This window comes from Ruegeria sp. CF5, assembly GCF_056537325.1.
This window is the reverse complement of record NZ_JBQFRI010000001.1, coordinates 973,553-996,193: the sequence shown is the minus strand read 5'-3', so window position 1 is coordinate 996,193 and position 22,641 is coordinate 973,553. Positions and strand designations below refer to the sequence as shown.

The 22,641-nt window shown below is 56.6% G+C and carries 23 protein-coding genes; 11 read left to right on the top strand and 12 right to left on the bottom strand.

Annotated features, from left to right (window positions below):
- Window positions 1-38 precede the first annotated feature (38 nt).
- Window positions 39-587 carry a TetR/AcrR family transcriptional regulator gene (locus ACR0NW_RS04805; RefSeq protein WP_480448610.1) on the bottom strand — a complete coding sequence of 183 codons (549 nt, stop codon included), beginning with the start codon at window positions 585-587 and terminating at the stop codon, window positions 39-41.
- 136 nt (window positions 588-723) lie between these two features.
- Between ACR0NW_RS04805 and ACR0NW_RS04800 the strand changes: the two genes are divergently transcribed.
- Window positions 724-1,461, top strand: coding sequence for an alpha/beta hydrolase (locus ACR0NW_RS04800; protein ID WP_480448611.1), 738 nt, complete (start codon window positions 724-726; stop codon window positions 1,459-1,461).
- 18 nt (window positions 1,462-1,479) lie between these two features.
- Window positions 1,480-1,668 (top strand): hypothetical protein, encoded by a 189-nt coding sequence (locus ACR0NW_RS04795; protein WP_480448613.1) that lies wholly within the window; start codon window positions 1,480-1,482, stop codon window positions 1,666-1,668.
- A gap of 119 nt (window positions 1,669-1,787) precedes the next feature.
- Here the strand turns inward: ACR0NW_RS04795 and ACR0NW_RS04790 are convergent, their stop codons facing one another.
- The 7 genes from ACR0NW_RS04790 to ACR0NW_RS04760 form a co-directional block, all read right to left on the bottom strand.
- On the bottom strand, window positions 1,788-2,219 hold the full coding sequence (locus ACR0NW_RS04790; protein WP_480448614.1) for a c-type cytochrome: 432 nt from the start codon (window positions 2,217-2,219) through the stop codon (window positions 1,788-1,790).
- Between the two features lie 581 nt (window positions 2,220-2,800).
- The gene (gene sstT / locus ACR0NW_RS04785) at window positions 2,801-4,030 is read right to left on the bottom strand and encodes a serine/threonine transporter SstT (protein WP_480448615.1); all 1,230 of its coding nucleotides are present in this window, start codon (window positions 4,028-4,030) and stop codon (window positions 2,801-2,803) included.
- A 228-nt stretch (window positions 4,031-4,258) separates the two neighbouring features.
- Window positions 4,259-4,726 (bottom strand): cysteine hydrolase family protein, encoded by a 468-nt coding sequence (locus ACR0NW_RS04780; RefSeq protein ID WP_480448616.1) that lies wholly within the window; start codon window positions 4,724-4,726, stop codon window positions 4,259-4,261.
- 19 nt (window positions 4,727-4,745) lie between these two features.
- Window positions 4,746-5,159, bottom strand: coding sequence for a VOC family protein (locus ACR0NW_RS04775; RefSeq protein WP_480448617.1), 414 nt, complete (start codon window positions 5,157-5,159; stop codon window positions 4,746-4,748).
- A 276-nt stretch (window positions 5,160-5,435) separates the two neighbouring features.
- A complete protein-coding gene (locus tag ACR0NW_RS04770; protein ID WP_480448618.1) occupies window positions 5,436-5,825 on the bottom strand; it encodes a VOC family protein in 390 nt (129 codons plus the stop codon).
- A complete protein-coding gene (locus tag ACR0NW_RS04765) occupies window positions 5,822-6,136 on the bottom strand; it encodes an ArsR/SmtB family transcription factor (protein ID WP_480448619.1) in 315 nt (104 codons plus the stop codon). The genes ACR0NW_RS04770 and ACR0NW_RS04765 overlap by 4 nt, the downstream gene beginning before the upstream one ends.
- Before the next feature lie 184 nt (window positions 6,137-6,320).
- The gene (locus ACR0NW_RS04760; RefSeq protein WP_480448621.1) at window positions 6,321-7,856 is read right to left on the bottom strand and encodes a DUF2125 domain-containing protein; all 1,536 of its coding nucleotides are present in this window, start codon (window positions 7,854-7,856) and stop codon (window positions 6,321-6,323) included.
- A gap of 627 nt (window positions 7,857-8,483) precedes the next feature.
- Between ACR0NW_RS04760 and ACR0NW_RS04755 the strand changes: the two genes are divergently transcribed.
- Window positions 8,484-8,996, top strand: coding sequence for a hypothetical protein (locus ACR0NW_RS04755; RefSeq protein WP_480448622.1), 513 nt, complete (start codon window positions 8,484-8,486; stop codon window positions 8,994-8,996).
- 218 nt (window positions 8,997-9,214) lie between these two features.
- Window positions 9,215-9,835, top strand: a complete 621-nt coding sequence (gene rpsD, locus ACR0NW_RS04750; protein WP_170651033.1) for a 30S ribosomal protein S4 — start codon at window positions 9,215-9,217, stop codon at window positions 9,833-9,835.
- 95 nt (window positions 9,836-9,930) lie between these two features.
- Here the strand turns inward: rpsD and ACR0NW_RS04745 are convergent, their stop codons facing one another.
- Window positions 9,931-10,392: an Lrp/AsnC family transcriptional regulator gene (locus ACR0NW_RS04745; RefSeq protein ID WP_170651032.1), complete on the bottom strand. Its 462-nt coding sequence runs from the start codon at window positions 10,390-10,392 to the stop codon at window positions 9,931-9,933.
- A gap of 102 nt (window positions 10,393-10,494) precedes the next feature.
- Here ACR0NW_RS04745 and ACR0NW_RS04740 point away from each other — a divergent pair, with 102 nt between their 5' ends.
- The 4 genes from ACR0NW_RS04740 (at window position 10,495) to ACR0NW_RS04725 (ending at window position 14,834) form a co-directional block, all read left to right on the top strand.
- Window positions 10,495-11,910, top strand: a complete 1,416-nt coding sequence (locus tag ACR0NW_RS04740) for an aminotransferase class V-fold PLP-dependent enzyme (protein ID WP_480448623.1) — start codon at window positions 10,495-10,497, stop codon at window positions 11,908-11,910.
- A 64-nt stretch (window positions 11,911-11,974) separates the two neighbouring features.
- Window positions 11,975-13,060, top strand: coding sequence for a histidinol-phosphate transaminase (gene hisC / locus ACR0NW_RS04735; RefSeq protein WP_480448624.1), 1,086 nt, complete (start codon window positions 11,975-11,977; stop codon window positions 13,058-13,060).
- Complete coding sequence (locus ACR0NW_RS04730) at window positions 13,057-13,977, top strand: prephenate/arogenate dehydrogenase family protein (RefSeq protein WP_480448625.1); 921 nt, start codon at window positions 13,057-13,059, stop codon at window positions 13,975-13,977. The genes hisC and ACR0NW_RS04730 overlap by 4 nt, the downstream gene beginning before the upstream one ends.
- Complete coding sequence (locus ACR0NW_RS04725; RefSeq protein ID WP_480448626.1) at window positions 13,974-14,834, top strand: extensin-like domain-containing protein; 861 nt, start codon at window positions 13,974-13,976, stop codon at window positions 14,832-14,834. Before ACR0NW_RS04730 ends, ACR0NW_RS04725 begins: the two co-directional genes overlap by 4 nt.
- A gap of 2 nt (window positions 14,835-14,836) precedes the next feature.
- Here ACR0NW_RS04725 and ACR0NW_RS04720 read toward each other — a convergent pair whose 3' ends face one another.
- Window positions 14,837-15,838: a DUF2125 domain-containing protein gene (locus ACR0NW_RS04720; RefSeq protein WP_480448627.1), complete on the bottom strand. Its 1,002-nt coding sequence runs from the start codon at window positions 15,836-15,838 to the stop codon at window positions 14,837-14,839.
- Window positions 15,839-15,905: 67 nt separating this feature from the next.
- Here ACR0NW_RS04720 and ACR0NW_RS04715 point away from each other — a divergent pair, with 67 nt between their 5' ends.
- From ACR0NW_RS04715 to ACR0NW_RS04705, 3 genes are all read left to right on the top strand, one after another.
- Window positions 15,906-16,436 carry a gamma-glutamylcyclotransferase gene (locus ACR0NW_RS04715; protein ID WP_170651026.1) on the top strand — a complete coding sequence of 177 codons (531 nt, stop codon included), beginning with the start codon at window positions 15,906-15,908 and terminating at the stop codon, window positions 16,434-16,436.
- Window positions 16,437-16,505: 69 nt separating this feature from the next.
- A complete protein-coding gene (locus ACR0NW_RS04710) occupies window positions 16,506-17,687 on the top strand; it encodes a biopolymer transporter ExbB (protein ID WP_480448628.1) in 1,182 nt (393 codons plus the stop codon).
- 3 nt (window positions 17,688-17,690) lie between these two features.
- Window positions 17,691-19,433 (top strand): peptidoglycan -binding protein, encoded by a 1,743-nt coding sequence (locus ACR0NW_RS04705; protein ID WP_480448630.1) that lies wholly within the window; start codon window positions 17,691-17,693, stop codon window positions 19,431-19,433.
- A 21-nt stretch (window positions 19,434-19,454) separates the two neighbouring features.
- On the opposite strand, the gene ACR0NW_RS04700 is transcribed toward ACR0NW_RS04705, so the two are convergent.
- Both ACR0NW_RS04700 and clpA read right to left on the bottom strand, forming a co-directional pair.
- Entirely contained in the window at window positions 19,455-20,063 is a 609-nt protein-coding gene (locus ACR0NW_RS04700) for a DJ-1/PfpI family protein (RefSeq protein ID WP_480448631.1), read from the bottom strand.
- Between the two features lie 81 nt (window positions 20,064-20,144).
- Window positions 20,145-22,469 carry an ATP-dependent Clp protease ATP-binding subunit ClpA gene (gene clpA, locus ACR0NW_RS04695; RefSeq protein ID WP_170651022.1) on the bottom strand — a complete coding sequence of 775 codons (2,325 nt, stop codon included), beginning with the start codon at window positions 22,467-22,469 and terminating at the stop codon, window positions 20,145-20,147.
- Between the last annotated feature and the right edge of the window lie 172 nt (window positions 22,470-22,641).

Below are 22,641 nucleotides of genomic sequence, written 5' to 3'. Positions count from 1 at the left end.
CGCGTGTTGTTTCAGCGATGCGCGGTCCACCGTTTGGCTCATCTGTCGGGTTTGTAGAGTGTCAGAAATAACGCGATGCAATCGTCCATTGCGCTTTTCGGCGTGGGGCTTTCGCCCAGAAAAACACTGATGAGAACGAGGAGCTGACTTGTCGCAAAAGCCGGATCGGTTCTGCGGATCACGCCCGCTTCCATAGCGTCTCCGATCTGTCTTGTGACCGGATAGTCATGTGTTTCAGAATCCAAGTGGATTTGTCGGGAGCGATCCAGATCACGGATCAACTCTGATATGGCCATGCGGTTCAGGCCAATGGCCGTCTCTTCAGTGATTACCCGAACACAGCGCCATAAGGTAACCTTCAACTGTTCGACGAAATCGCGATCCGGGTCATTGGGCACCGGCTCCATTCTCCAGTTGCGTTCGATCATGATCTCAGGGCGCGCCTCAAACAGCACCTCTTGGCTCTCCAAATGATTATAGAAAGAGCGACTCGATACATTCGCATTTTTTGCGGTCGTGGTCGTCTTAGCTCCTAGAAAACCCTGCTCACGGAACTCTTCGATGGCTGCATCGAGGAATATTTTCATTTCTTCTCAATGCGTTACATGATTTTCCCCAAAAAGTAAAAAGAATTGTTTACAAGCGCCATTTCGGAGTCGTAAGTAAACAGAGAAATTTACTTATGTAAGGCGAGATGCCGACCAACTCGAAAGGACTATGAAGATGGCTCCTCAAAATCTGACTGCTGGCAAAAACTCTGTAACGTTCAAATCCTTTGGGGTGGAATTGGCAGGTGATCTCTACCTTCCCGAAGGATTTGATAGGTCCAAGACCTACAAGGCCATCGTGGGTGCCAGCCCGTTCCCGCAGGTCAAAGACCAAATTCCGGCGACATACGGGCCGGAGATGGCCGCACGGGGTTTCATCTATCTGGGGTTTGACTACCTGGGCATGGGTACTTCTCCGGCGCTTCCGGGCGAATTCAAGCAGTCCCGCTATATGTTCCGCCTGATCGAAAACACTTGGGACGCAGTGTCTTTCTTGGGCACCTTGCCTTTCGTCGAAGAAATCCACGGTCTGGGCGTGTGCCAAGGTGGTTCGATCATCGCTTCGGCCGCCGTGACCGATCACCGTATCAAGAAGATCGCCATGGTGTCCGGCATGATGGCGGCGGATGCATTCCAATGGGCAGACCGCGACATGGTCAATCAACAGATTGCGGCCTCCAATGCGTCGATGCAGAAAATGTACGAAACAGGTGAGCCGGACTATGTCGCCCCCTTCGGCCTGAACGATGAACAATCAAAAGAAGAGTTTGTTGGCTCGGGGGTCAATCCGATGGCGGAAGAAAGCTATAACTACTATGGGCGCGATGGGGTCAAAGGACCGAATGCCGTACCGACATATACCAACATGCATATTGGCGATCAGGGCATGCAGTCTTTGATTTCGATCGGGTAAGCCTATGCAGACAAGATCGTGCAGCCCTCACTGACCATCTATAGCAAGTCGGCCTTTACAGCGATTTGCTCGACCCAATTTGTCGAGAAGCTGACAAACGAGCATGAGGAACTGGCCTTCGACGAATTTAGCCATGTTGATTTCTACTACAAGCCTGAGGCGGTGAAGGCGTCAACCAACGCTGTGGCGGAATTCTTCAACAGGTGAAGTAACTTGGCAAAGGTCACGTCGTGACCTTTGCCTTCTCAATATTGTTTGGCGCAAGCATTTAAGGGGCAAAATCGCAAACCAAACAAAGCGTTATGATCTTCTTTATTGCGCCATCCTCAGTTTATTCCGTTGGCACGCTGGATTTCACGAATGTACGCGATCACCGATGAGACGTCCCCTCGCGTCAAACCCTCGACGGGTGGCATGTCACCAAACTGCCAATGATGGCTTCTTACACCTTGTGAAACCGCCCTCTGAAAGGCTTCGTCAGCGTGGTGGCTGGGTTCGTATATTTTGTGGATCAGCGGCGGTCCGGCACCTTCTACTCCGACCGCATTAACGCCATGGCAAGAGGCGCAGGAGACATCAAAGATGCGCTGGCCGATTGCTGCATTGCCCTCGATGGGCGGCATCTGAATTGCGACTATGGCGCCGCCTTCACCTGCCTCTTGCGGTGCCGCTTCTTCGACTGGGCCGGGTCGAAGAGTTAAGAAGGCGGCAAGGGCAGCGACGGCGCATGCGCCGATTAGTAGGTAACTTTTTTTCATGGGTTGATCCTGTCTTTGTAGAAGCTGGTAGTGTTGCGGCACATTGCGAACAGCCGCGCGTGCCGGTCGCTCAGGTGCGCAAGGGTTTTCGCAGCTTCAAAGGTCAGGGGGTCTGTAGGGGCTGTCTGGTTCGGTAAGCCTGGTAAGGGCTCCAATCTGGAGCTCCGGGTTGATCTCACGCGGGGATCGTAAAACGTCGTGGTTCTGAGAGATCATTACAACCGCTTGGCAAAGAATGGGATTACACTCTCCAGTGCCATAGCCATCCGGTTCGTGTTGGTGGCTTGGGGTCGACATGTCGGCGCTGTAATTTGCCACGGCTGCGTGTTCAGCCGACTGCATTTGGTCCATGCAGTGAGGGCCGATGCAGCCATTTGACAGAGCGTGAGCAACGCTGCCAAGCCCGGTCAGTAAGGCCAGAACGCTAACCAGTAGCACAATTAAGTATCGTCTGATGACCATAGTTCAGGACGCTACTGCACAAGATCTCGAATGACAACGTCGGGCGATCCCATTGCGACCAAGTGGTTGTTCAACCGCCAATTAACGTCGACGGTTGAACAAAGTGTTTTAGGCACTGCCTAAGCGGCGACCTGTGCCACGGGCAGTTTGCGCGGGTAAGGATCGCCTTGCTTATACGACCCTGCCGCGGTGAACAGGACATCTGTTGATGAGTTCAAACCGGTTTCAGCGGAATCTTGCAAAACGCCGATGATGAAGCCGATACCAACCACTTGCATAGCCGTCGCGTTGTCGATGCCAAACAAACTGGCAGCCATCGGGATCAGCAACAGTGAGCCGCCTGCAACGCCCGAAGCCCCAGTAGCGGCAATCGAGGCAATGATGCTCAGGAACAGGGCCGAGAGGAAATCGACCTGAATGCCCAATGTATTAACGGTTGCCAGCGTCATGACTGTGATGGTTATGGCAGCACCGGCCATGTTAATCGTCGCACCGATTGGAATAGTGACCGAATAGGTCTCTTCATCCAGATTCATACGGCGGCAAAGTTCCATGTTCACCGGAATATTGGCGGCCGAGCTGCGCATGAAAAAAGCGGTAATCCCGGATTCTTTCAGGCATGTGAAAACCAACGGATAGGGGTTCTTGCGAATGCGCAAGTACACGATCAGCGGGTTCACGACCAGCGCCATGAAAATCATGCAACCGATCAACAACGCGAGCAGTTGGCCATAGCTTGCAAGTGTTCCAAAACCGGTCTCAGCAATTGTCGAAGCCACGATACCGAAGATACCGATTGGGGCCACACGGATTATTACTGCAACAATCTTAGTGATTGCGCCATCCAGATCCGACATCAGGGTCTTGGTCGAGTCACTGGCGTGGCGGAAGACCAGCCCAAGGCCAACGGCCCAGGCGAGAATGCCGATATAGTTAGCGGTTGCCAGCGCATTCACCGGATTGTCCACGATTTTCAGCAGGATGTTCTTGACCACTTCGGCCAGACCGCCCGGGGCATCCAAAAGCTCGGGCGTACCCGTCAGATGCAATGTGATCGGAAACATGTAGCTGGCTGCAACGGCAACCAGCGCAGCTGCGAAGGTTCCGAGTAAATACAAAAGTATCACGGGGCCCATGCGCGCCTCGCTGTCCTTTTTGTGGTTTGTGATCGCCGCGCAAACCAGGATCAGAACCAGTACCGGTGCAACGGCTTTCAATGCGTCGACGAAGAAGTCGCCAAGCAGGCCAGCGGCCGAACCGGCAGCAGGCCAAAGGGTGGCGAGAAGAGCACCAGCCACGAGGCCGATGATGATTTGAGTAACCAGGCTACCACGCAGAACAAAATTCATGGGGACCATCCTGTTCGAATAGGGGCCTGAGGGGTGAAACTCACACCCACGCAGGCTCGGTTAAAGTTGAAAGGCTGGTGGCTATTTGGGCGCTTTAGAATCATTTTAAACGCCTCAAGAAGGCCAAGACTTTTGTCAGGCTTGGCAGAGGCAATTGTTTTTTAGGTCAAAAATGCGTGAATTACTTCGGTATTACAAAGGCTTACCTTGCGTCAACTTGATTGCCCGCTAAGTGATTTCTAAATGATTCTTAATAACTTTCCCAAAGTGGTGGCGCCATAAATCGACCCCCAGCTGGCCGCTGCGGTCCAGTGACGAACCAACAACAGCATCGGCCACGATGGTCGGATGAAGCCCCGCATCGAAGAGTGCAAACCCTGCAGCCAGAACGCAGGCATCTGCCTGAATGCCACAGACCAACACGCGCTCGATCTTCCAGATTTTGAACTGCTCTATAACCTCTGAAGGTGGACCATATCCATGTTTTGTAACGGTGCGGTCTGTTTGAACGAGGCTGGCATTGTCCAGGTCGGGCTTCCATCCAAGCTGCTGGAAGAAAGGTACTTTTGCCTCATCATGGCGCACTACCGTGGCAATAGAAGGCAAGCCGGACGCTAGCACCTGACAACGTTCGACCAACCAGCGCGGCGGGTTAAAGTTGGGCTGAACATCGATTACCAGTACGGCTTGTTTCAATACGCACCTCCAATACAGATCAAATCGCCTGATGGACCTCGATAATGTTCCCCTCTGGGTCGTGAAAGAACACTTGGTGCCACTCTTTTGCGAAGGCGGTACCGTAGTCCGAATAGGAGATTCCGTTGTCGTCCAGAAGCTTTTTGAAGGCCACTATGTCGTCGGTACGGAATGCGATATGGCCACGTTCAACGGGATTGATGGCCTCATTGTGTTTAAACGCAACGTTGAGGTTTTTTTCAGCCAGATGCATCTGCATTCCGCCATCAGTCGCGAAACGGATTTTGCCACTGTAGCCACTATCATCGGTCTCATCTGGCCGGGGGAAGTTCTCAATCGGCATATCGGCAAGCCCCAGCACCTGCGTGTAAAACCGGTGCATCCGATCGACGTCTTCCGAGACAAAGTTGATGTGGTGAAATTCAAGTTTCATGAAGGCCAGGCCTTTTGATTGGTCAGTCTGATCAGAAAATCTCAAGAAAAGGCGACAGGCAAGCCCTGTGCCAAAGAGAATGAAATCGCAGGGAAGGGGGCCGGATATCGACCATGTGTTTTTCCTAGTCTTCTTGCACCGAAAGTGCCGGACCTTCTGCGCGGCCGGTTGTTCAGCAGACCAGGCTGGACGCCTGCTTCGTGGATTTAGCTGCCGTTGAGATGCACTCAACGATTGCCGGTACTTTGGAAATGTCGGAATTCGAATGCTCTGGGGTCAAACATGTAACTCGACTAGCTGGATGAGGTTTCCGCAGGTGTCGTCAAAGACAGCCATCGTCGCGCCTCCAGCCTTCACCGGAGGTTGTGTGAACTCGACACCCGCTTCCTCTAGTTTGGCAACCTCGGCCTCAATATTGTCAACGCTGAATGCGGAAACGGGAATACCATCGGCCATAAGCGCTTTCTGATAGGCGCGCGTTGCAGGATGCGTGTTCGGCTCTAAACCCAATTCTACTCCGTCAGTTTCCTCGTCTGACACCAATGTCAGCCAACGATGTTCGCCTAGAGGGATATCGTGTTTCACAACGAACCCGAGTTTACTCGTGTAGAAATCACGAGCCTTAGACTGATCATCAACAGCAATGCTCTTCATGTACATTTTCATACTCTGTCTCCTTGAGAAAATAATTCCACCCAGGGATTGATCGCATTGGCAATTGGCGCAGCCACCAGCGTGTGAATTTTTGTGCGCCCTCGCCATGCAGTGCTGATTAGCCCTGCTTGCTCCAGCGTATTCAGATGCCTTGTGATGCCTTGTCTGGATATTGTGACTGAATGCTCTTCGAGCAGCCGTGCGCAAAGTTCGAAAAGTGTCTGTTCGTCACGCTTTCTCAACTCATCAAGAATCAACAACCGTGTTGTGTCACCAAGGGCGTTGAACAGAATGCTTAGCTGCGGATCGAACTGAATGCTCATACCTTATAATGCAACAATATTGTTGCATGTCAAATCGAACCGACCAGGTACTAAATCAATCAAACAACCGCACTGCAAACGGGATCGCGGCCAAAGTTGCGAAAAGTCACGCGGTGAAACAGAACCTAAAACTATTGAAAGCGGGTATATGGCGAGGATGCAATCGTCGCCACTCCCTTAAAAATCACTTGATCCGGTTTCCGTTTGCCAGCACATGCCCTTCCTCGGTCAGCTCAATCCGAGAAACCAACGCATCCGGGCCTGCGGACGGGTCGGGTTTGGCCATGATCGCCAGCATCATCCGAAAACCCTGCACCTCAGCTTCGTCCATAACACCCAACGCTGACAGACGATCAATCAGGCTGTTGGCGCCGCTCATTTCCAGAGCAATCGCCCCGACAGGTTTGGGGAATCCGCCATAGGTCTGGAGATCGTCATTATCAAACTCCAGTGCTCCGGAACCATTGAGGGACGCACCGGCCAGTTTGATTTCAAGCTCATCAAGAGCAACAGATTCAGCGGTCACTGGAACCTCGTCTGCTTCAAATACCTGGCTTACCAGCGGAAAATTCATCCAGTCGATGAGGTTGCGCACCTTGCCCGACATATCAACTGCGACAGTGGCTGGATCGCGTGGAATGACAGCCTCGGGGTCGATCATTGCCCAAAGATCATCACTTGCTGTCAGCCCGCGCATTTCCAAACGCATATGTGCCTCTTGCGGGTCATCACTGGCGGAGATCGGCCAGTTCATTTCGCCCTCAATCAGATCAGCAGCAAATTCCCAGAGAACAGGGAAGACTTCTGGCATGTCCATTTTGGTGACGTTCTGTTGGGCTGCACCAGCGAGGACCACACCATTTCGGTTAAAAGCGATATGTGCGGTTTGGACCTCACTGAAGGACCACTGATCGGAAAGTTCCTGACCGTCGATCTCCACGCTCTGCTTCGATTCATAGCCATGCATGCTGGTATCAGTGGATATGCTCAACCCTTCGGCCAAGGCAGCAGCCAGATTCATGATTTCCATGCCATTTCTCGGCAGAGCAATTTCAGTTTTGCTCACGACACGCTCGGCACGTTCCGAGCCGATGCTTTTTCCTGTTTCGGCTCCCACAACTTCGAAATCGAACCTCTGTGCCCCTGTTTCATAGTGGGCACTCACCTTGGCCATCTCGCTCATTGTTATTTGGGTTCGGCCAGAAAAATCTTCGATGACCCCAGAGAAGGCAACTGAGTCAGCCTCCAAGTCAGTGGCCGAAGCGCTGTATTCCTCCAGCGCCATATTCATTCGGCCAACAGAACTGTCGAAGTTAATATCTCCCGCTTTGCCAGTAGCCAGCAATTCGAAGTTTTCCAGTTCGAACCCAACTGACATGCTGATTTCGTCCTGCTCGGAAAGCTCCGCTGAAATCTTCAGAACAGCCGGCTCCACGTATCCTATGCTGACAGAACCATCGTCATTTTCTGTTAGCGTCATTCCTGTAGTCGCAAAGCTGATAAATCCGAGTTCAAGCGGCAAATCGAAATGGAGTGAAACATCCCGGATCGTTTCCGTCTTACCTGACCGGCTCGTGCTTCCGGTTAGTTGTCCGCCTATGGTTTCAAAGTAGTCTTGCTGAATTTGCCAGACATCAGATGCGGATATCTCGGCAAACGAAACATCCGGGGCGTACAACGCAATGGCTGAAATGCAGACAAATTGATGGAAGCGGATCATTCAGGCGGCCTCTAATTCTTTGAAAGGGTATATTACGACCCTGCATTACTGACTGCATCAGGCATTGTTGTGACGTTTTGTGAAAAAACTGGTTTGTAAAGCGGAACAACGTGCTTGGAAGGCGGCCGCGCTAACAGGTGTGAATTCGTCGGGTCTGCCAAAGTCGGCGAGAAAGACGGTTGCCACACTGATGTATCAAAAACCGACATTCATTCTTGTTGCGGAATATGGCGCGATGGGTTCGCCCCGGCCATTTTCTGCGGTCCTCACGAATGGTGTATGAGCGCACAAAGTGGGCTTTCGCTGAATTTGTCAAAAGGTCCGCAAGGCCACACTCATCCCTTTACTTGGTGAGGTTGTGATCAAAGTGCGGATTTTCGTGGCGACAAGTTGCCCTTTAATCAGTCTATTAAGGTGTGTCAAAATCAGCTGGCACCAATATTCTTAGGTGACATCTAGGTTGAGTTGAGGTACACGAGTTATCATTATGGTTGTTTGAGTATCAATTTGATTTGATACACAAGCAACATGTTCGTGATTTCATCATCTGGTCTCTTTTCTGCCTGATTCGTCGTTATTATTGTCCGCTAAGTAAATGGTGCGGAGTAGTGAAGTGCGGGCAGGCGGATGAGAACCGGGTTAAACGGTCGAGTTGCCATTTCATGGACACAGACGGAAATCGACGGATTGGAGGCAGCGCCTCTGGAGTCTTTGGTTGTTGGTGCAGCATGGGAATGGCGGGGACAGGCCACTGTTTTGATTGAGCAGGAGGAGCTTGGGCGCGAAGAAGCCGGGTTCACTTCCATTGTTTCAGCGCGTTCGACGATGCCCGGTAATGCATCGGTTGCGGACATTCAAAAGGGCAGCCCATCACTGGTTCTGAGCAATGGCGCACAACGTTATCAGGCGTATCTTGTGACGCTGGTGAATGAGACACTGCCAACATTGATTTTCGAATCCGGCCCGCCCCCGCGGGAGCAGGAATTTTGGATCAGCGAAGTGTCGGAACCTCAGCTGCATTCGGTGTCGAATGCGAATGGGGGCGGGGTCGTAACCTATCTGGCCGACAGGCGTTTGGCCGTTACCCACGAACCGGAAAGAGAGCCCGGGTATGCACGAGCGTTTGGAACCACGGACTAATTCGTCCACCGGGCTTTGAGGCACAGCGTCTTGCGCACGCTATTTTCACCTTTCCCACCTTTCGCACTGTTGACTCTGCCATTCCCGCAGATATAAGCGCGGCTTCATTGGTGTTGGTGGCCCCCGCAAGGGGATGCCTGTCATGGGGGAGACCTCAAGAGGACAACGCCCTTCATAGTGGTCCGTTCGGACCTCGACCAAAACGAAGGAGATCAGCCGTGACCAAACGCACGTCTGCCAAGTACAAAATCGACCGCCGGATGGGCGAAAACATCTGGGGTCGTCCGAAATCCCCGGTCAACCGTCGCGAATACGGCCCCGGCCAGCACGGCCAGCGCCGCAAGGGCAAGCTGTCGGACTTTGGTCTGCAGCTGCGTGCCAAGCAGAAGCTGAAAGGCTACTACGGCGACCTGACCGAAAAGCAGTTCCGCCGCATCTACGCCGAAGCCGAGCGTGTAAAAGGCGACACTGGTGAAAACCTGATCAGCCTGCTGGAGCGCCGCCTGGACGCAGTCGTCTACCGCGCCAAGTTCGTGGCAACTGTTTTTGCCGCGCGTCAGTTCGTGAACCACGGCCACGTCAAGGTTAACGGCAAGCGCGTGAACATCCCGTCCTACCGCGTCAAGGAAGGCGACGTGATCGAGGTTCGCGACAAATCCAAGCAACTGGCTGTTGTTCTGGAAGCTGTCGCTCTGGCCGAGCGTGATGTGCCTGACTACATCGACGCTGATCATTCGAAAATGACCGCGACGTTCGTGCGCGCACCGGGACTGGGCGATGTGCCTTACCCTGTCGTCATGGAGCCGAACCTGGTCGTCGAATTCTACGCGAAGAACTGATCTTCGCCGAACCGGTTTCGAACCAAGGGCCGCGCGTTTCGCGCGGCTCTTTTTTTGCGGCTATACTGACTTGAGCTGATATCTCCCGAAGGGCTTTAGATCGGCAGGGGCCGTCCTTCGGCTATGGCTTCCATTGCGAAATATGATGTCACGCTGTCCAGCTCGACCTTTTCGATTAGCCGTTGATAGACTTTGTCATAGGTTGCCATGTCCTGCGTGACCACTTTGAGTTGATAGTCATAGTCCCCGCCGATGCGGTGAAAATCCACCACCTCCGGAATTGTCAGAACATGGCGGCGAAAAGCTTGCAGCCAGTCCGCTGAATGATGCCGTGTGCGCAACATTACAAAAACGACAAGGTTCAGTCCTAGCTTCTCACGCGCGATCCGCGCGGATGACCCCAGCAGCACGCCGTCTTCGTTCAGCGCCTTCAGACGCCGCCAGCATGCGTTCTGTGACAGACCGACCCGTTCCGCCAGATCACGTTGGGATAATGTGGCGTCCTTTTGCAGCTCACGCAGGATGCTTGCGTCAATTTGATCGATTTTTTTGCTCATATTGAAGCATATGACACAAAAAATGGGAAAACTAAACCGATTCAGGGGAAGTTTCCTCGGGTTCCGTCAATCATATTTAAAGAACAGTAAGGAGCCCGTGACATGACCCTTTCCAAGTTTCGCGCAGCGATTGAAACCGCCACTCACGATGACAGTCTGCGTAATGGATTGATTGGTGAGAACATTCTCATCCCAGGTCTGCACGGGGACGTACCGCTTGTGTATGCGGATTACGTTGCTTCGGGCCGCGCGTTGCAGCAGGTCGAGGACTTTGTAGCCGGGCATGTGTTGCCGTTTTATGCCAACAGCCACACCGAAGCCTCCTATTGCGGTTCCTACATCACGCGGTTGCGGCGCGAAGCACGCAATGAAATCGCCCGCATTGTTGGCGCGAGGGGAGACGACGCGGTGATCTTCACCGGGTCGGGCGCCACTGCAGGGCTCAACCGGCTGGTCAGTATACTCGGAATGGAAGGGGCTGACCGGCCGGTTGTCTTGATCGGACCTTATGAACATCATTCCAACATCCTGCCCTGGCGGGAAAGCAAGGCACAGGTGATCGAAATTCCCGAAGCACCGCAGGGCGGTCCGGATTTGCAGGCGCTCGAGGCGGCGTTGATCACCAACGCGGAATCCGACCTTCTGATCGGATCGTTTTCGGCCGCATCCAACGTGACCGGGATCATTACCGATCCCGACCCTGTTACCCGGATGCTGAAAAAACATGGCGCGCACGCCGTCTGGGATTATGCGGGTGGTGGCCCGTACCTGCCCATGGATATGGGGCCCGAAGATGCCCGCAAGGATGCCATCGTGGTTTCCCCGCACAAATTTCCCGGTGGTCCGGGGGCGTCGGGTGTTCTTGTCGTCAACCAGAATGCGGTAAAGCGCCAGCGACCCAGCTGGCCGGGCGGTGGCACCGTCAGCTTTGTTTCGCCCTGGCGGCACGACTACAGTGACGATCTGGCGACGCGGGAAGAGGCTGGAACCCCAAATGTTATCGGCGATATCCGTGCCGCTCTGGCTTTCATCGTCAAGGACGTTGTGGGCGCGGACGAGATCGCGAAACGCGAGGCGCAGCACAACCGAATGGCGCTGGAAGGCTGGGCGAACAACCCGCACCTGACTCTGCTGGGTACCAATTCGTCACACAGATTGCCGATCTTTTCCTTCCTCGTGCGGGACAAGGCAGGACAACCGGTGCACCAGCAGCTGTTCACCCGGATGCTAAGCGACATCTATGGCATTCAGGCACGGGGCGGATGTGCCTGTGCAGGTCCATATGCGCACCGCCTTCTTGGCATTGACCGCCCCACGTCCGAGGCTTTGCACGCGGCCCTGTCCGCAGGGGAGGAACTGAAGAAACCGGGCTGGGTGCGCCTGAACTTTTCCTATCTGATGAGCGAGGAAACCGTCCAGTTCATCATCGACAGCGTCAATGACCTGTCCCAGCGGACCGAGGAATTTGCGCCTTTCTATGCCGCTGACCCCGTCACTGCCCGATTCAAGGCCGCCTGAGGGAATTGCCGCTTTTCTGAACGCGTGCAGATCGTTAATAGGGGCTCATCCAAGGAGCCCCTTCATGAACAAGATTACCCCACAGCCCGGCATCATGGACATCGCCCTTTATCAGGGCGGCAAGTCCCATGTGGAAGGCGTGGCCAATGTCATCAAGCTGAGTTCGAACGAAAACCCCTTTGGCCCCAGCCCCCGCGCGATTGATGCCGTGCGCGAAAGTGCCGCCAATCTGCATCGTTACCCGGGCACCGATCACTACAGCCTGCGCGCGGCGATCGGCGAGCGCCACGGGCTGGACCCCGATCGGATCGTCTGCGGTGTCGGCAGCGACGAGGTTCTGCAATTCGTGGCGCAGGCTTATGCAGGGCCAGGGGATGAGGTGATCTATACCGAGCACGGGTTTTCCATGTATCCGATCATCGCCCGCATGGCAGGGGCAACTCCTGTCATGGTGGCCGAGCGCGACCGCAAGGTCGATGTCGATGCAATCCTCGCAGCAGTTACCGGTCAAACTCGAATCGTGTTTGTGACAAACCCGGGCAACCCGACCTCGACGATGATTTCCACAGCGGAACTGGAGCGTCTGGCGGGTGCGTTGCCATCGCATTGCCTGATGGTTCTGGATGGCGCCTATGCCGAATTTGTTGATGGCTTTGATGGTGGTGCATCAGTTGTTGATGGTTTTGAAAACGTCATCATGACGCGCACGTTTTCCAAGATCTACGGGCTTGGTGGCATGCGGGTCGGTTGGGGCTATGCGCAAAAGGAAATCATTGACGTACTGAATCGGGTCCGCCAGCCCTTCAACCTGTCCTCCACCGCGCTGGATGCGGCCGAAGCGGCAGTGCGCGATGTCGAATACGTTGAATTCTGCCGCTCTGAAAACGCCAGATTGCGGGTATGGCTTTCGGAAAGTCTTGCCGCGATTGGCGTGCCTTCGGATCCGTCCTGCACGAATTTCATCCTTGCTCGCTTTGCCGATCAGGCCGAGGCCGAGGCTTGTGACAACTACCTGCAATTTAAGGGTTTGATCGTGCGCCGCGTTGCGGGCTACAACCTGCCGAACGCGCTGCGTATCACCGTTGGCGACGAAGAAGCCTGCCGCCGGATCGTAGCGGCCATTACCGCGTTCAAAGGGGGCGCCGCATGAGCCAGATTTATGACCGTGTGGCGCTGATCGGGCTAGGTCTGATCGCATCGTCGATGTTCTGGGCAATCAAACGTGCCGGTCTGGCAGGCGAGGTTACGGGTTATGCCCGATCCGAGGCCACACGTGAAACCGCCCGACGTATCGGATTGTGCGACCGCGTTTGCGACACTGCCCGCGAAGCGGTCGAAGGGGCTGATCTTGTGGTGCTTTGTGTGCCGGTTGGGGCGATGGGGGCCGTTGCAGCCGACATATCAACAGCGCTGAAACCCGGCGCGACGGTTACGGACGTGGGCTCGGTCAAAAGTCACGTTGTCGATGCGGTGCAGCCTCATATTCCTGCCGGGGTTCATTTCGTTCCCGCGCACCCGCTGGCGGGCACCGAACATTCCGGCCCCGAATCCGGTTTTGCCGAATTGTTCGACAATCGCTGGTGTCTGCTTGTGCCGGTCGAGGGCTCTGACCCACAAGCGGTCGCCAACCTGCGCGCGCTGTGGGAGGGCATGGGAGCCAATGTCGAGGAAATGGAAGTTGAACGCCACGATCTTGTTCTGGCCGTCACCTCACACGCACCGCACCTGATCGCCTATACCATGGTTGGCGTCGCGGATGATCTGCGCCGGGTGACCGATAGCGAGGTGATCAAGTATTCCGCCGCGGGTTTCCGTGATTTCACCCGCATCGCTGCATCCGATCCCACCATGTGGCGCGACGTTTTTCTGACCAACAAGGACGCGACGCTGGAAATTCTGGGCCGCTTCACCGAGGAACTGTTCGCCCTGCAACGCGCAATAAGAACGGGTGACGGCGAGCTGTTGTTCGAGTATTTCAGCCGCACAAGGGCCATCCGTCGCGGGATCATCGATGCCGGGCAGGACACGGATGCGCCGGATTTTGGCCGGGGGAAAGCCAAGACATGAAAAAGGTCTGGGGAAGTGCGCTGATCGGTTTGGCAACGGTTTGCATGACGGCAAGTTCTGCCGCACCTCCCGAGACCTCATTGTTTCCCGTTGCGCGAACGCAGCCGGACGCGGCGCTGGTCGCCGCCGCAAGCGCGGTTGCGGTGGACACCGTTGCCGTTGTTGCACAGGCTTCGCGGTTGCGCCCCAGCCTGCGGCCACAATCGCCTCAGGCAATTCTGGCCGCTGCCCGCCCGGCTGACCTGCCGTTTCTGGGGCCGGACGTTTCCCTGCATCCGTATTTGCGCCCCGAGTCTCTGGAACAGGAAGTGTTCTTCAAAAAGCGGCGGCTGCGCAAATCTTCGGTTTGCGGGAATGTTGAAATTCAGGGCGAAAAAGTCGGTAACGTCCCCGGGCGTATCAAGGCCTGCGGCATCAAGGATGCGGTCGAGGTCAAATCCGTGTCCGGTGTCCTGCTCAGCCGCCCGTCCATGATGGATTGCGGCACGGCTGAGGCGCTGAACAAATGGGTCGAGCGCACCGTCAAACCCACCTTTCGCCGGCGCGGTCCCGTGGTTGAGCTGAAAGTGGCCGCGCACTACGCCTGCCGCACACGGAACAACCGCAAGGGCGCCCGGATATCGGAACACGGCAAAGGTCGCGCCATCGACATTTCGGCCTTCAAGATGATGGATGGCGAGGTGCTGACGGTTCAGGAAGGCTGGAAACGTAACCCGTCCCGCAAGCTGCTGCAAAAGGTGTGGCGCGGTGCCTGCGGCCCGTTTGGAACGGTTCTGGGCCCGAATTCAGATGGTTATCACAGGGATCACTTCCATCTGGACACCGCGCGCCATCGTGGCGGACCTTATTGCCGCTAAGCTCAGCGCAGTATCAGGCGAGGGGCAGGGCCAAGGGGCAGGGGCCCCAGCGCCACGAACCCGTCGCGGAAATTCAACTGCAGGTCCAGCGCATTGGGGTTGCCGCCAAGCCCGGCCAGCAGGGATAATGCCCGCGTGACCGGATCGACTGCCTGATCAGGTAATGCGCCGGCGGCGTTCGCCATCGAAATCATGTCCCGCCAGTTTTCCGCCTTGATCGCAATCTCACCGGTCGGGATGCCTTGCGCATCCACTTCCAGATCACCGGTGGCGAACAGACGCAATTCGCCCCACTTCATCTCGGCCAACCTCAGATCGATGGTCACGGGTTGGGGGCGGCGTTCCTCCAGCCCGGAACGATCCCACGGCTTGTCAAACTCCACGGTCATGTCGAGTTCAAGCGTCTCGAACTCCTGCGGTAGCGAGGTGGCGGATTGCATCAGTCGGCGCAGGTCATCACCGGGTGTAAACGCATCGATCGTCGCCGAGATCACGTAGGTTTCCGGCATATCGGTCTGCGTCATAATCAGGTTCAGGTTGCTGCCGCCCGCCAACAGCTCGGCCTGGTCCGTGATTGTCCACGCGCCCGACGTCAGCGCCATCTTCTCCAGAACCAACGCGATACCCGGCTGCAACTGCAACTCAGCCTGCATGTCGCTGGCCTCGACGGTGGCGGTTTGATCGAAATAGGACAACAGCTGCGGCGTGTCTGCAAATCGCAGAACCTGTCGGCCGGGCCAGATCGAGGGGCTTTCAAACTCTATCCAGTCCGCGCTCCAGGCGGTGCCGTTTACCGGATCCGCAAGTGCAGGGTAGTCCAGCCGGGTAACATGGTGGGTTGGGTAACCCGCTGTTGCAACTTCGGAAAAATCGGCCTGCCATCCCTTTTCCTGCTGTCTGTCGAACCAGTTTGTCAGTGCCGTGCGCAGGCCATATCCGGCAACGAACCAATAGGCGCTCCATGCGACGGCGATAAAAACGATAACTCGTAAAAGACGGCTCATGATGAATGGCCCTTTTTCCTGCCTCGGAATTGATGTTTATAGGCGCAAACGGGCAAGGACCAGTGCAATGACTATGTGGGTATTCGGTTATGGATCGCTGCTGTGGAACCCCGGCTTTCCGGTGGCGCGCAGCGAACGCGCAACCCTGCATGGATATGCCCGATCTTTCTGCATGAGCTCGATCCACCATCGCGGCACCGAGGAACATCCGGGCCTTGTGCTGGCGCTGGACGAACAGGACGGCACTCATTGCAAGGGACTGGCCTTGTCTGTCGAAGCCGGGCATGAGGAACGAACGCTGGACGAACTGCGCGAGCGTGAGCTGATCTCCTCGGCCTATCTGGAACGCATGCTGGACGTGCATCTGGAAAGCGGTGAGGTGGTGAATGCGGTCACTTATGTGATCGACCCGCACCATGTTCAATATTGTGGCGGCATGCCCCTGGAAGAACAGGCAGGCATTATTGCGACGGCGGTTGGCGGCAGGGGACCCAATACCGAATACCTTTATAATACGGCCGAGCATCTGTCTGAAATCGGATTGCGCGACCCGGATCTGGAGTGGCTGTCAGAACGGGTGCGGAACCTGACCGCATAAACCCTTGGCGTCACCGGTGTAATTTCGATAGGTTTGGCCCAAGAGCAGGCAAAACCAGGAACCGGGCGCATGGCGCAGGCACACCAGGACGCGAGACCGCATTTCTCGCAACCGATCAGGCAAATCGCAATGATGCTGATCGCAATCGGGCTTTCGGGTCTGGGGGTCTTTGTCGCGCTTCCCTACGTGCTGCCGGTGTTTCAGGCGAACCCTTATCTGAATGGTTTCATCCTACTGGTCTTTGTCATCGGTGTGCTGGCCTGTTTCTATCAGGTGACACAGCTTATCGGGTCGGTCCGCTGGATCGAGGCCTTTGTCGGTGGGGTGGAACGTGATGATACCAGACCGCCGCAATTGCTGGCCCCTCTGGCGTCGCTTCTGCGGGCGCGTGGCGCACGGATGCAGATCAGCTCTCATTCAACGCGGTCAATCCTCGATTCGGTGGCCGAACGCGTCGAGGAAGAGCGTGAGATCACGCGCTATATTACCAATGTTCTGATCTATCTCGGGTTGCTGGGCACGTTCTTTGGCCTTGCCACCACCGTACCCGCAATCGTCGACACAATCCGCAGCCTGAACCCGCAGGAAGGCGAGGAAGGTTTGGCCGTATTCAACCGGCTGATGACCGGGCTTGAGGCGCAACTGCAGGGCATGGGCGTCGCGTTCGGATCGTCACTATTGGGTCTTGCCGGATCTTTGATCGTAGGCTTGCTGGAGCTGTTTGCCGGGCATGGCCAGAACCGTTTTTACCGCGAGCTTGAGGAATGGTTGTCCACCATCACCCGCGTCGGATTTTCCTCTGGTGACGAAGGCGGTGCGGAACTGGCAGTCCTGACCCCAGTGCTGGATGCCATGTCGGAACAGATGGATGCGCTGCAGATCATGTTCGCCAACAACGACGCGGATAAGGCGGAGGTCTCGGCCAGACTGAGCGAGCTGATTGAAACGATCGGGCAGATGAATCTTCGTCAATCGGACACCGAAGGCGTCACGGCCGCTTTGGATCGTGTGGCCCTGGGTCAGGATGCCCTGCTGGATCACATGCGTGAGCATGGTGCGGGCGACGGCGGAATTGATGCCGAAAGCCGGATGCGGTTGCGGTCTATGGATGTGCAGTTGCTGCGTATTCTCGAAGAGATTTCCGCGGGCCGTCAGGAAAGCATGATCGAATTGCGCAAGGATATCGAACTGTTGGTCAAGGCGCTGTCGCTGCCTCGGGGCGCGGTCCGGACTGCGCCGGAAGGAGAGTAACGGATGGCCCTGTCCCGGCGCACAGGTCAACGTTTTCAGGGCTCGGTCTGGCCCGGATTCGTTGATGCGATGACAGGGCTTCTGATGGTGCTGACTTTTGTCCTGACCATCTTCATGGTGGTCCAGTTTGTGCTGCGCGAAACGATTTCAGGCCAAGAGGACGAATTGACCGCCCTGTCGGACGAGGTCGCTGCGCTGGCCGATGCACTGGGGCTGGAACAACGCGAAAGCAGCCGCCTGCAAGCGCGCCTCGGGGCGCTGAGCACGACCCTGACGCAGGCCGAGGACGATCTGGCGCAGGCGCAGTCGGTGATTGCGGCGCTGACCTCGGAACGGGATCAGCAGGCTGCTGCGCTGGATCAGGCCCGAACCCGCATCACCGGCTTTGAGGCACAGGTGGCGGCGCTACTGGCCGATCAGGAACGCGCACTAGGGAACATAGCCTCCCTTGAAACCCAACGCGACCAGCTTTTGTCCGAGCAGGAGGCGCTGAACCTCGCCCTTGCCCAAAGCCGGGACGAGATCGACGCACAGGTCGAAGCCGCCCGTCTGGCCGCCGCCCGGCGCGAAGCGTTGGAGGCGATGGTGGCCGATCTGGAGCAAAGCGGGGAAACCCGCGCTGCGCAGATAACCGAACTGGAACAGCAACTAAGCGAAGAAGAGGCCGCAAAACTGGCCGAAGCCGCCGCTGCCGAGGCCTTGCGCAACAGGTTGCAGAACGCCGATGCGGAACTGACCGCCATGACCCTTGCACTCGAGGCGCAGCGCAAGGAGGCCGAAGAGACCCTGACCTTGCTGGCCGCCGCGCAGGCCGCGAAGGCGGAACTGGAACGGCAATTCGGCGAGCTCAACACCGAGGAGCTGAAAGCGCAGCTAAGCGCCGCATTGGCCGCACAAACCGAGGCGGAAACCCAGGCCGCGGGTCAGAAAACTCTGGCCGAGGAACGTGAGGCCCTGCTGTCCATCGCCCGCGAAACGATTGCGCAAGAAAAAGAGATATCGGCCAAGGCCCAACGTGAAACCGCGCTGCTTAATCAACAGATTGCCGCTTTGCGGGGTCAATTGGGATCGTTGCAGGCTCTGCTGGATGACTACGAGGCCCGCAATGAGGCCGCCGAAGTTCAGATCCAGACCCTTGGGCAGAACCTGAATTCGGCTCTGGCGCGTGCGGCATCTGAGGAGCGCAAGCGCCGCCTGCTGGAAGAAGCCGAGCGGAAGAGGCTGGAGGCCGAGGCCATTGAGTTGGCAGGCCAGAATCAGGAACTGGCGGCTCAGGCAGAAGATCTGCAGCGTTACAGGTCCGAATTCTTCGGCCGCCTGCGCGAGGTTCTGGGTGAACAGGAAGGTGTGCGCATCGAAGGCGACCGTTTCGTTTTCTCATCAGAGGTACTGTTCGACCCCGGTTCTGCCGTTCTTTCGCCTGAGGGCCGACTTGAGGTCGCCAAGGTTGCCAACATTCTGCGCAGCGTCGCGGTCGAGATACCCGCCGGGATCAACTGGGTGATCCGGGTTGATGGCCACACTGACAACATTCCGGTTTCAGGCGGGGGCCGTTACCGGGATAACTGGGAACTCAGCCAGGGCCGCGCTTTGTCCGTTGTCCGCTATATGGTCGATGCACTGGGCATTCCGCCCAACAGGCTGGCGGCCAACGGGTTCGGAGAATTCCAACCCGTCAACACGGACAACACACCGGAAGCACGCGCGCAAAACCGGCGGATCGAGTTGAAGCTGACCGAGAAATAGGGCGCACATGTACACGGTTGGTCAAACCAGCCCGTGGATTTCCGCGAACGGATCACGGGTCTTGTCCTTGTGCCATGAATATTCGCACCATACCGACACCTTTTCGGCGACCTCTTCGCCATGCATGTTCGCTATAGCTCCCAGCGCCATATCCATGCCTGCGGATACACCTGACGAAGTCAAGAATGCCCCGTCTTCGACCCAACGCGCCTGAGGGACCCATTCAACTTCGGGGCCTTGCTCGCAAACCCACGAGAACGCAGCTTTGTTTGTCGTGGCCCGTCTGTTGTTCAACACACCGGCCTTGGCCAGCAGGGCGCTGCCGGTGCAGACACTCAGGGTAAATTCGGCATTGTCGGATGCTCGCGCGATCCAATCCAGCAAACGTGTGTTCCCGACCTCCCGACGCGTCCCCGCACCTCCGGGGACGAACAGGATGTCGTACCCGTGTCCGTCGTCAATGGATGTGCCTGCATAGGCTGACAGCTTTTGGTTGCTTTCGACGGGACCCGGAGTTTCCGAAACCAGTTCAAGGCTGAAATCATCAGTCAGAAGGCCGAACATTTCCATCGGGCCAAATACATCAAGCAATTCGAAGCCCGGGAAAACCAACGCTCCAATCTTACGCATGGATTGCGCCCTTTCTGTATTCGCTCAGAAAAACGCCCGCCTGATAAAGGCGGGCGCTCTTGTCTGTTTTTAGTATTCCGATCAGTCCGCTGTCAGCAACGGCGGCCTGTCGCCCGGAATGCGGCGTTGGTCGGGGCCGAGGATTTCCAGGTCCAGATCGCCGTCCTTGACCGAAACGCGGACCACCCCACCTTTGGCCAGCTTGCCGAACAGCAGTTCCTCGGCCAGAGGCTTCTTGATGTTTTCCTGAATTACACGACCCAGCGGGCGGGCGCCCATCTTGTCGTCATATCCCTTGTCGGCCAGCCATTCGGCCGCTTTGGGCGTCAGGTCGATGGTTACACCGCGATCCAGCAATTGCGCCTCAAGCTGCAGTACGAACTTTTCGACAACCTGCAGGATGACCTCTTTCGGCAACGGAGCAAAGGAAATCACCGCGTCCAGACGGTTGCGGAATTCCGGCGTGAACATGCGTTCGATGGCAGCGGTATCCTCGCCCTCGCGACGGTCGCGGCCAAAGCCGATGGCGGATTTCGCCTGCTCTGCCGCACCTGCGTTCGAGGTCATGATCAGCACCACGTTGCGGAAGTTCACGGTGCGGCCGTTGTGATCGGTCAACTCACCATGGTCCATCACCTGCAGCAGGATGTTGAACACGTCCGGATGTGCCTTTTCGATCTCGTCCAGCAGCAACACGCAATGCGGATGCTGGTCCACACCGTCGGTCAACAGGCCGCCCTGATCAAACCCGACATAGCCCGGAGGCGCGCCGATCAGGCGGCTGACGGCGTGTTTCTCCATGTATTCCGACATGTCGAAACGCAGCAGTTCCACACCCAGCGCATCGGCCAGTTGCTTGGCCACTTCGGTTTTACCCACACCGGTCGGACCGGCAAACAGATAGTTGCCGATGGGCTTTTCGGGCTCACGCAGACCGGCGCGCGCCAGTTTGATGGCGCTCGACAGGGCCTCGATGGCCACATCCTGGCCGAACACCACCCGTTTCAGCGAAGCCTCAAGATCTTTCAGAACTTCGGCATCGTCCTTGGTGACGTTCTTGGGCGGAATGCGGGCGATCTTGGCGACGACGGCCTCGATCTCTTTCACGCCGATGGTCTTGCGGCGCTTGCTTTCCGCGACCAGATGCTGTGCCGCACCGGCCTCGTCAATCACGTCGATGGCCTTGTCAGGCAGCTTGCGGTCATTGATGTACCGCGCAGACAGTTCCACCGCGGTCTTGATCGCGTCCGCCGTATACTTGATCTCGTGATGCTTTTCGAAATAGGGCTTCAGACCGCGCAGAATTTTCACGCTGTCCTCGACCGAAGGTTCATTCACGTCGATCTTCTGGAACCGACGGCTCAGCGCGCGGTCCTTTTCAAAGTGCTGGCGGAATTCCTTGTAGGTGGTGGAACCCATTGTACGCAGCTTGCCGCCCTGCAGGGCAGGTTTCAGCAGGTTCGATGCGTCCATCGCACCGCCCGATGTTGCTCCGGCGCCAATCACCGTGTGAATCTCGTCGATGAAGAGGACCGCATCGGGATGCTCTTCCAGCTCGGTCACCACGGCCTTGAGCCGCTCTTCAAAGTCGCCGCGATAGCGCGTTCCGGCCAGCAGCGCGCCCATGTCCAGCGCGTAGATGGTGGTTTCCGACAGCACATCGGGCGCCTCGCCCTGCACGATCTTATAGGCAAGACCTTCGGCGATGGCCGTTTTGCCAACGCCCGGATCGCCCACCAGCAGCGGGTTGTTTTTGCGACGGCGGCACAACACCTGAATACAGCGCTCCACCTCGTCCGCGCGACCGATCAGCGGATCGACGTCACCGGCGCGGGACTTGGCGTTCAGGTCCACGCAATATTTGCCAAGCGCGCTTTCCTTCTGTTCAGATTCGCTGGCTGTGGCCTGTACCTCTTCGTCGTCCTGATCGGCACCGGTTACGGGGCGGCTTTCGCCATAGGCCGAATCCTTGGCAACACCATGCGCGATAAAGTTCACGGCGTCGTACCGCGTCATGTCCTGTTCCTGCAGGAAATAGGCGGCGTTGCTTTCACGCTCCGCAAAGATTGCAACCAGAACATTCGCCCCGGTCACCTCTGTGCGGCCTGAACTTTGCACATGAATGGCCGCACGCTGAATGACGCGCTGGAAGGCAGCGGTCGGCACCGCCTCGGACCCGTCGATATCGGTGACCAGATTTGACAGGTCCTCGTCGATGAATTCGATCAGTGTGCTGCGCAATTCGTCCAGATTGACGCTGCACGCCTTCATGACGCGGACCGCGTCCGGTTCTTCCAAAAGCGCCAGCAGCAGATGCTCCAGCGTTGCGAATTCGTGCCGCCGTTCGTTCGCAGCTGCAAGGGCCGCGTGAATGGCTTGTTCCAGTGTGCTCGAGAATGAAGGCACGCGGGTGCTCCTCTGTCTTGGGTCGGAAGGGGGTAACCGAGATGCGGTCAGACCCCCAGCCCAACCATGTCCTCATACTATTAGAGTTTGGTTGATCAGGCCCCGGCTTCAAGGGTTTTCTTGCTCTTGACAGTCACATTTCCTGTGACCGTGGCCGTGAGGAAGGCTTGAC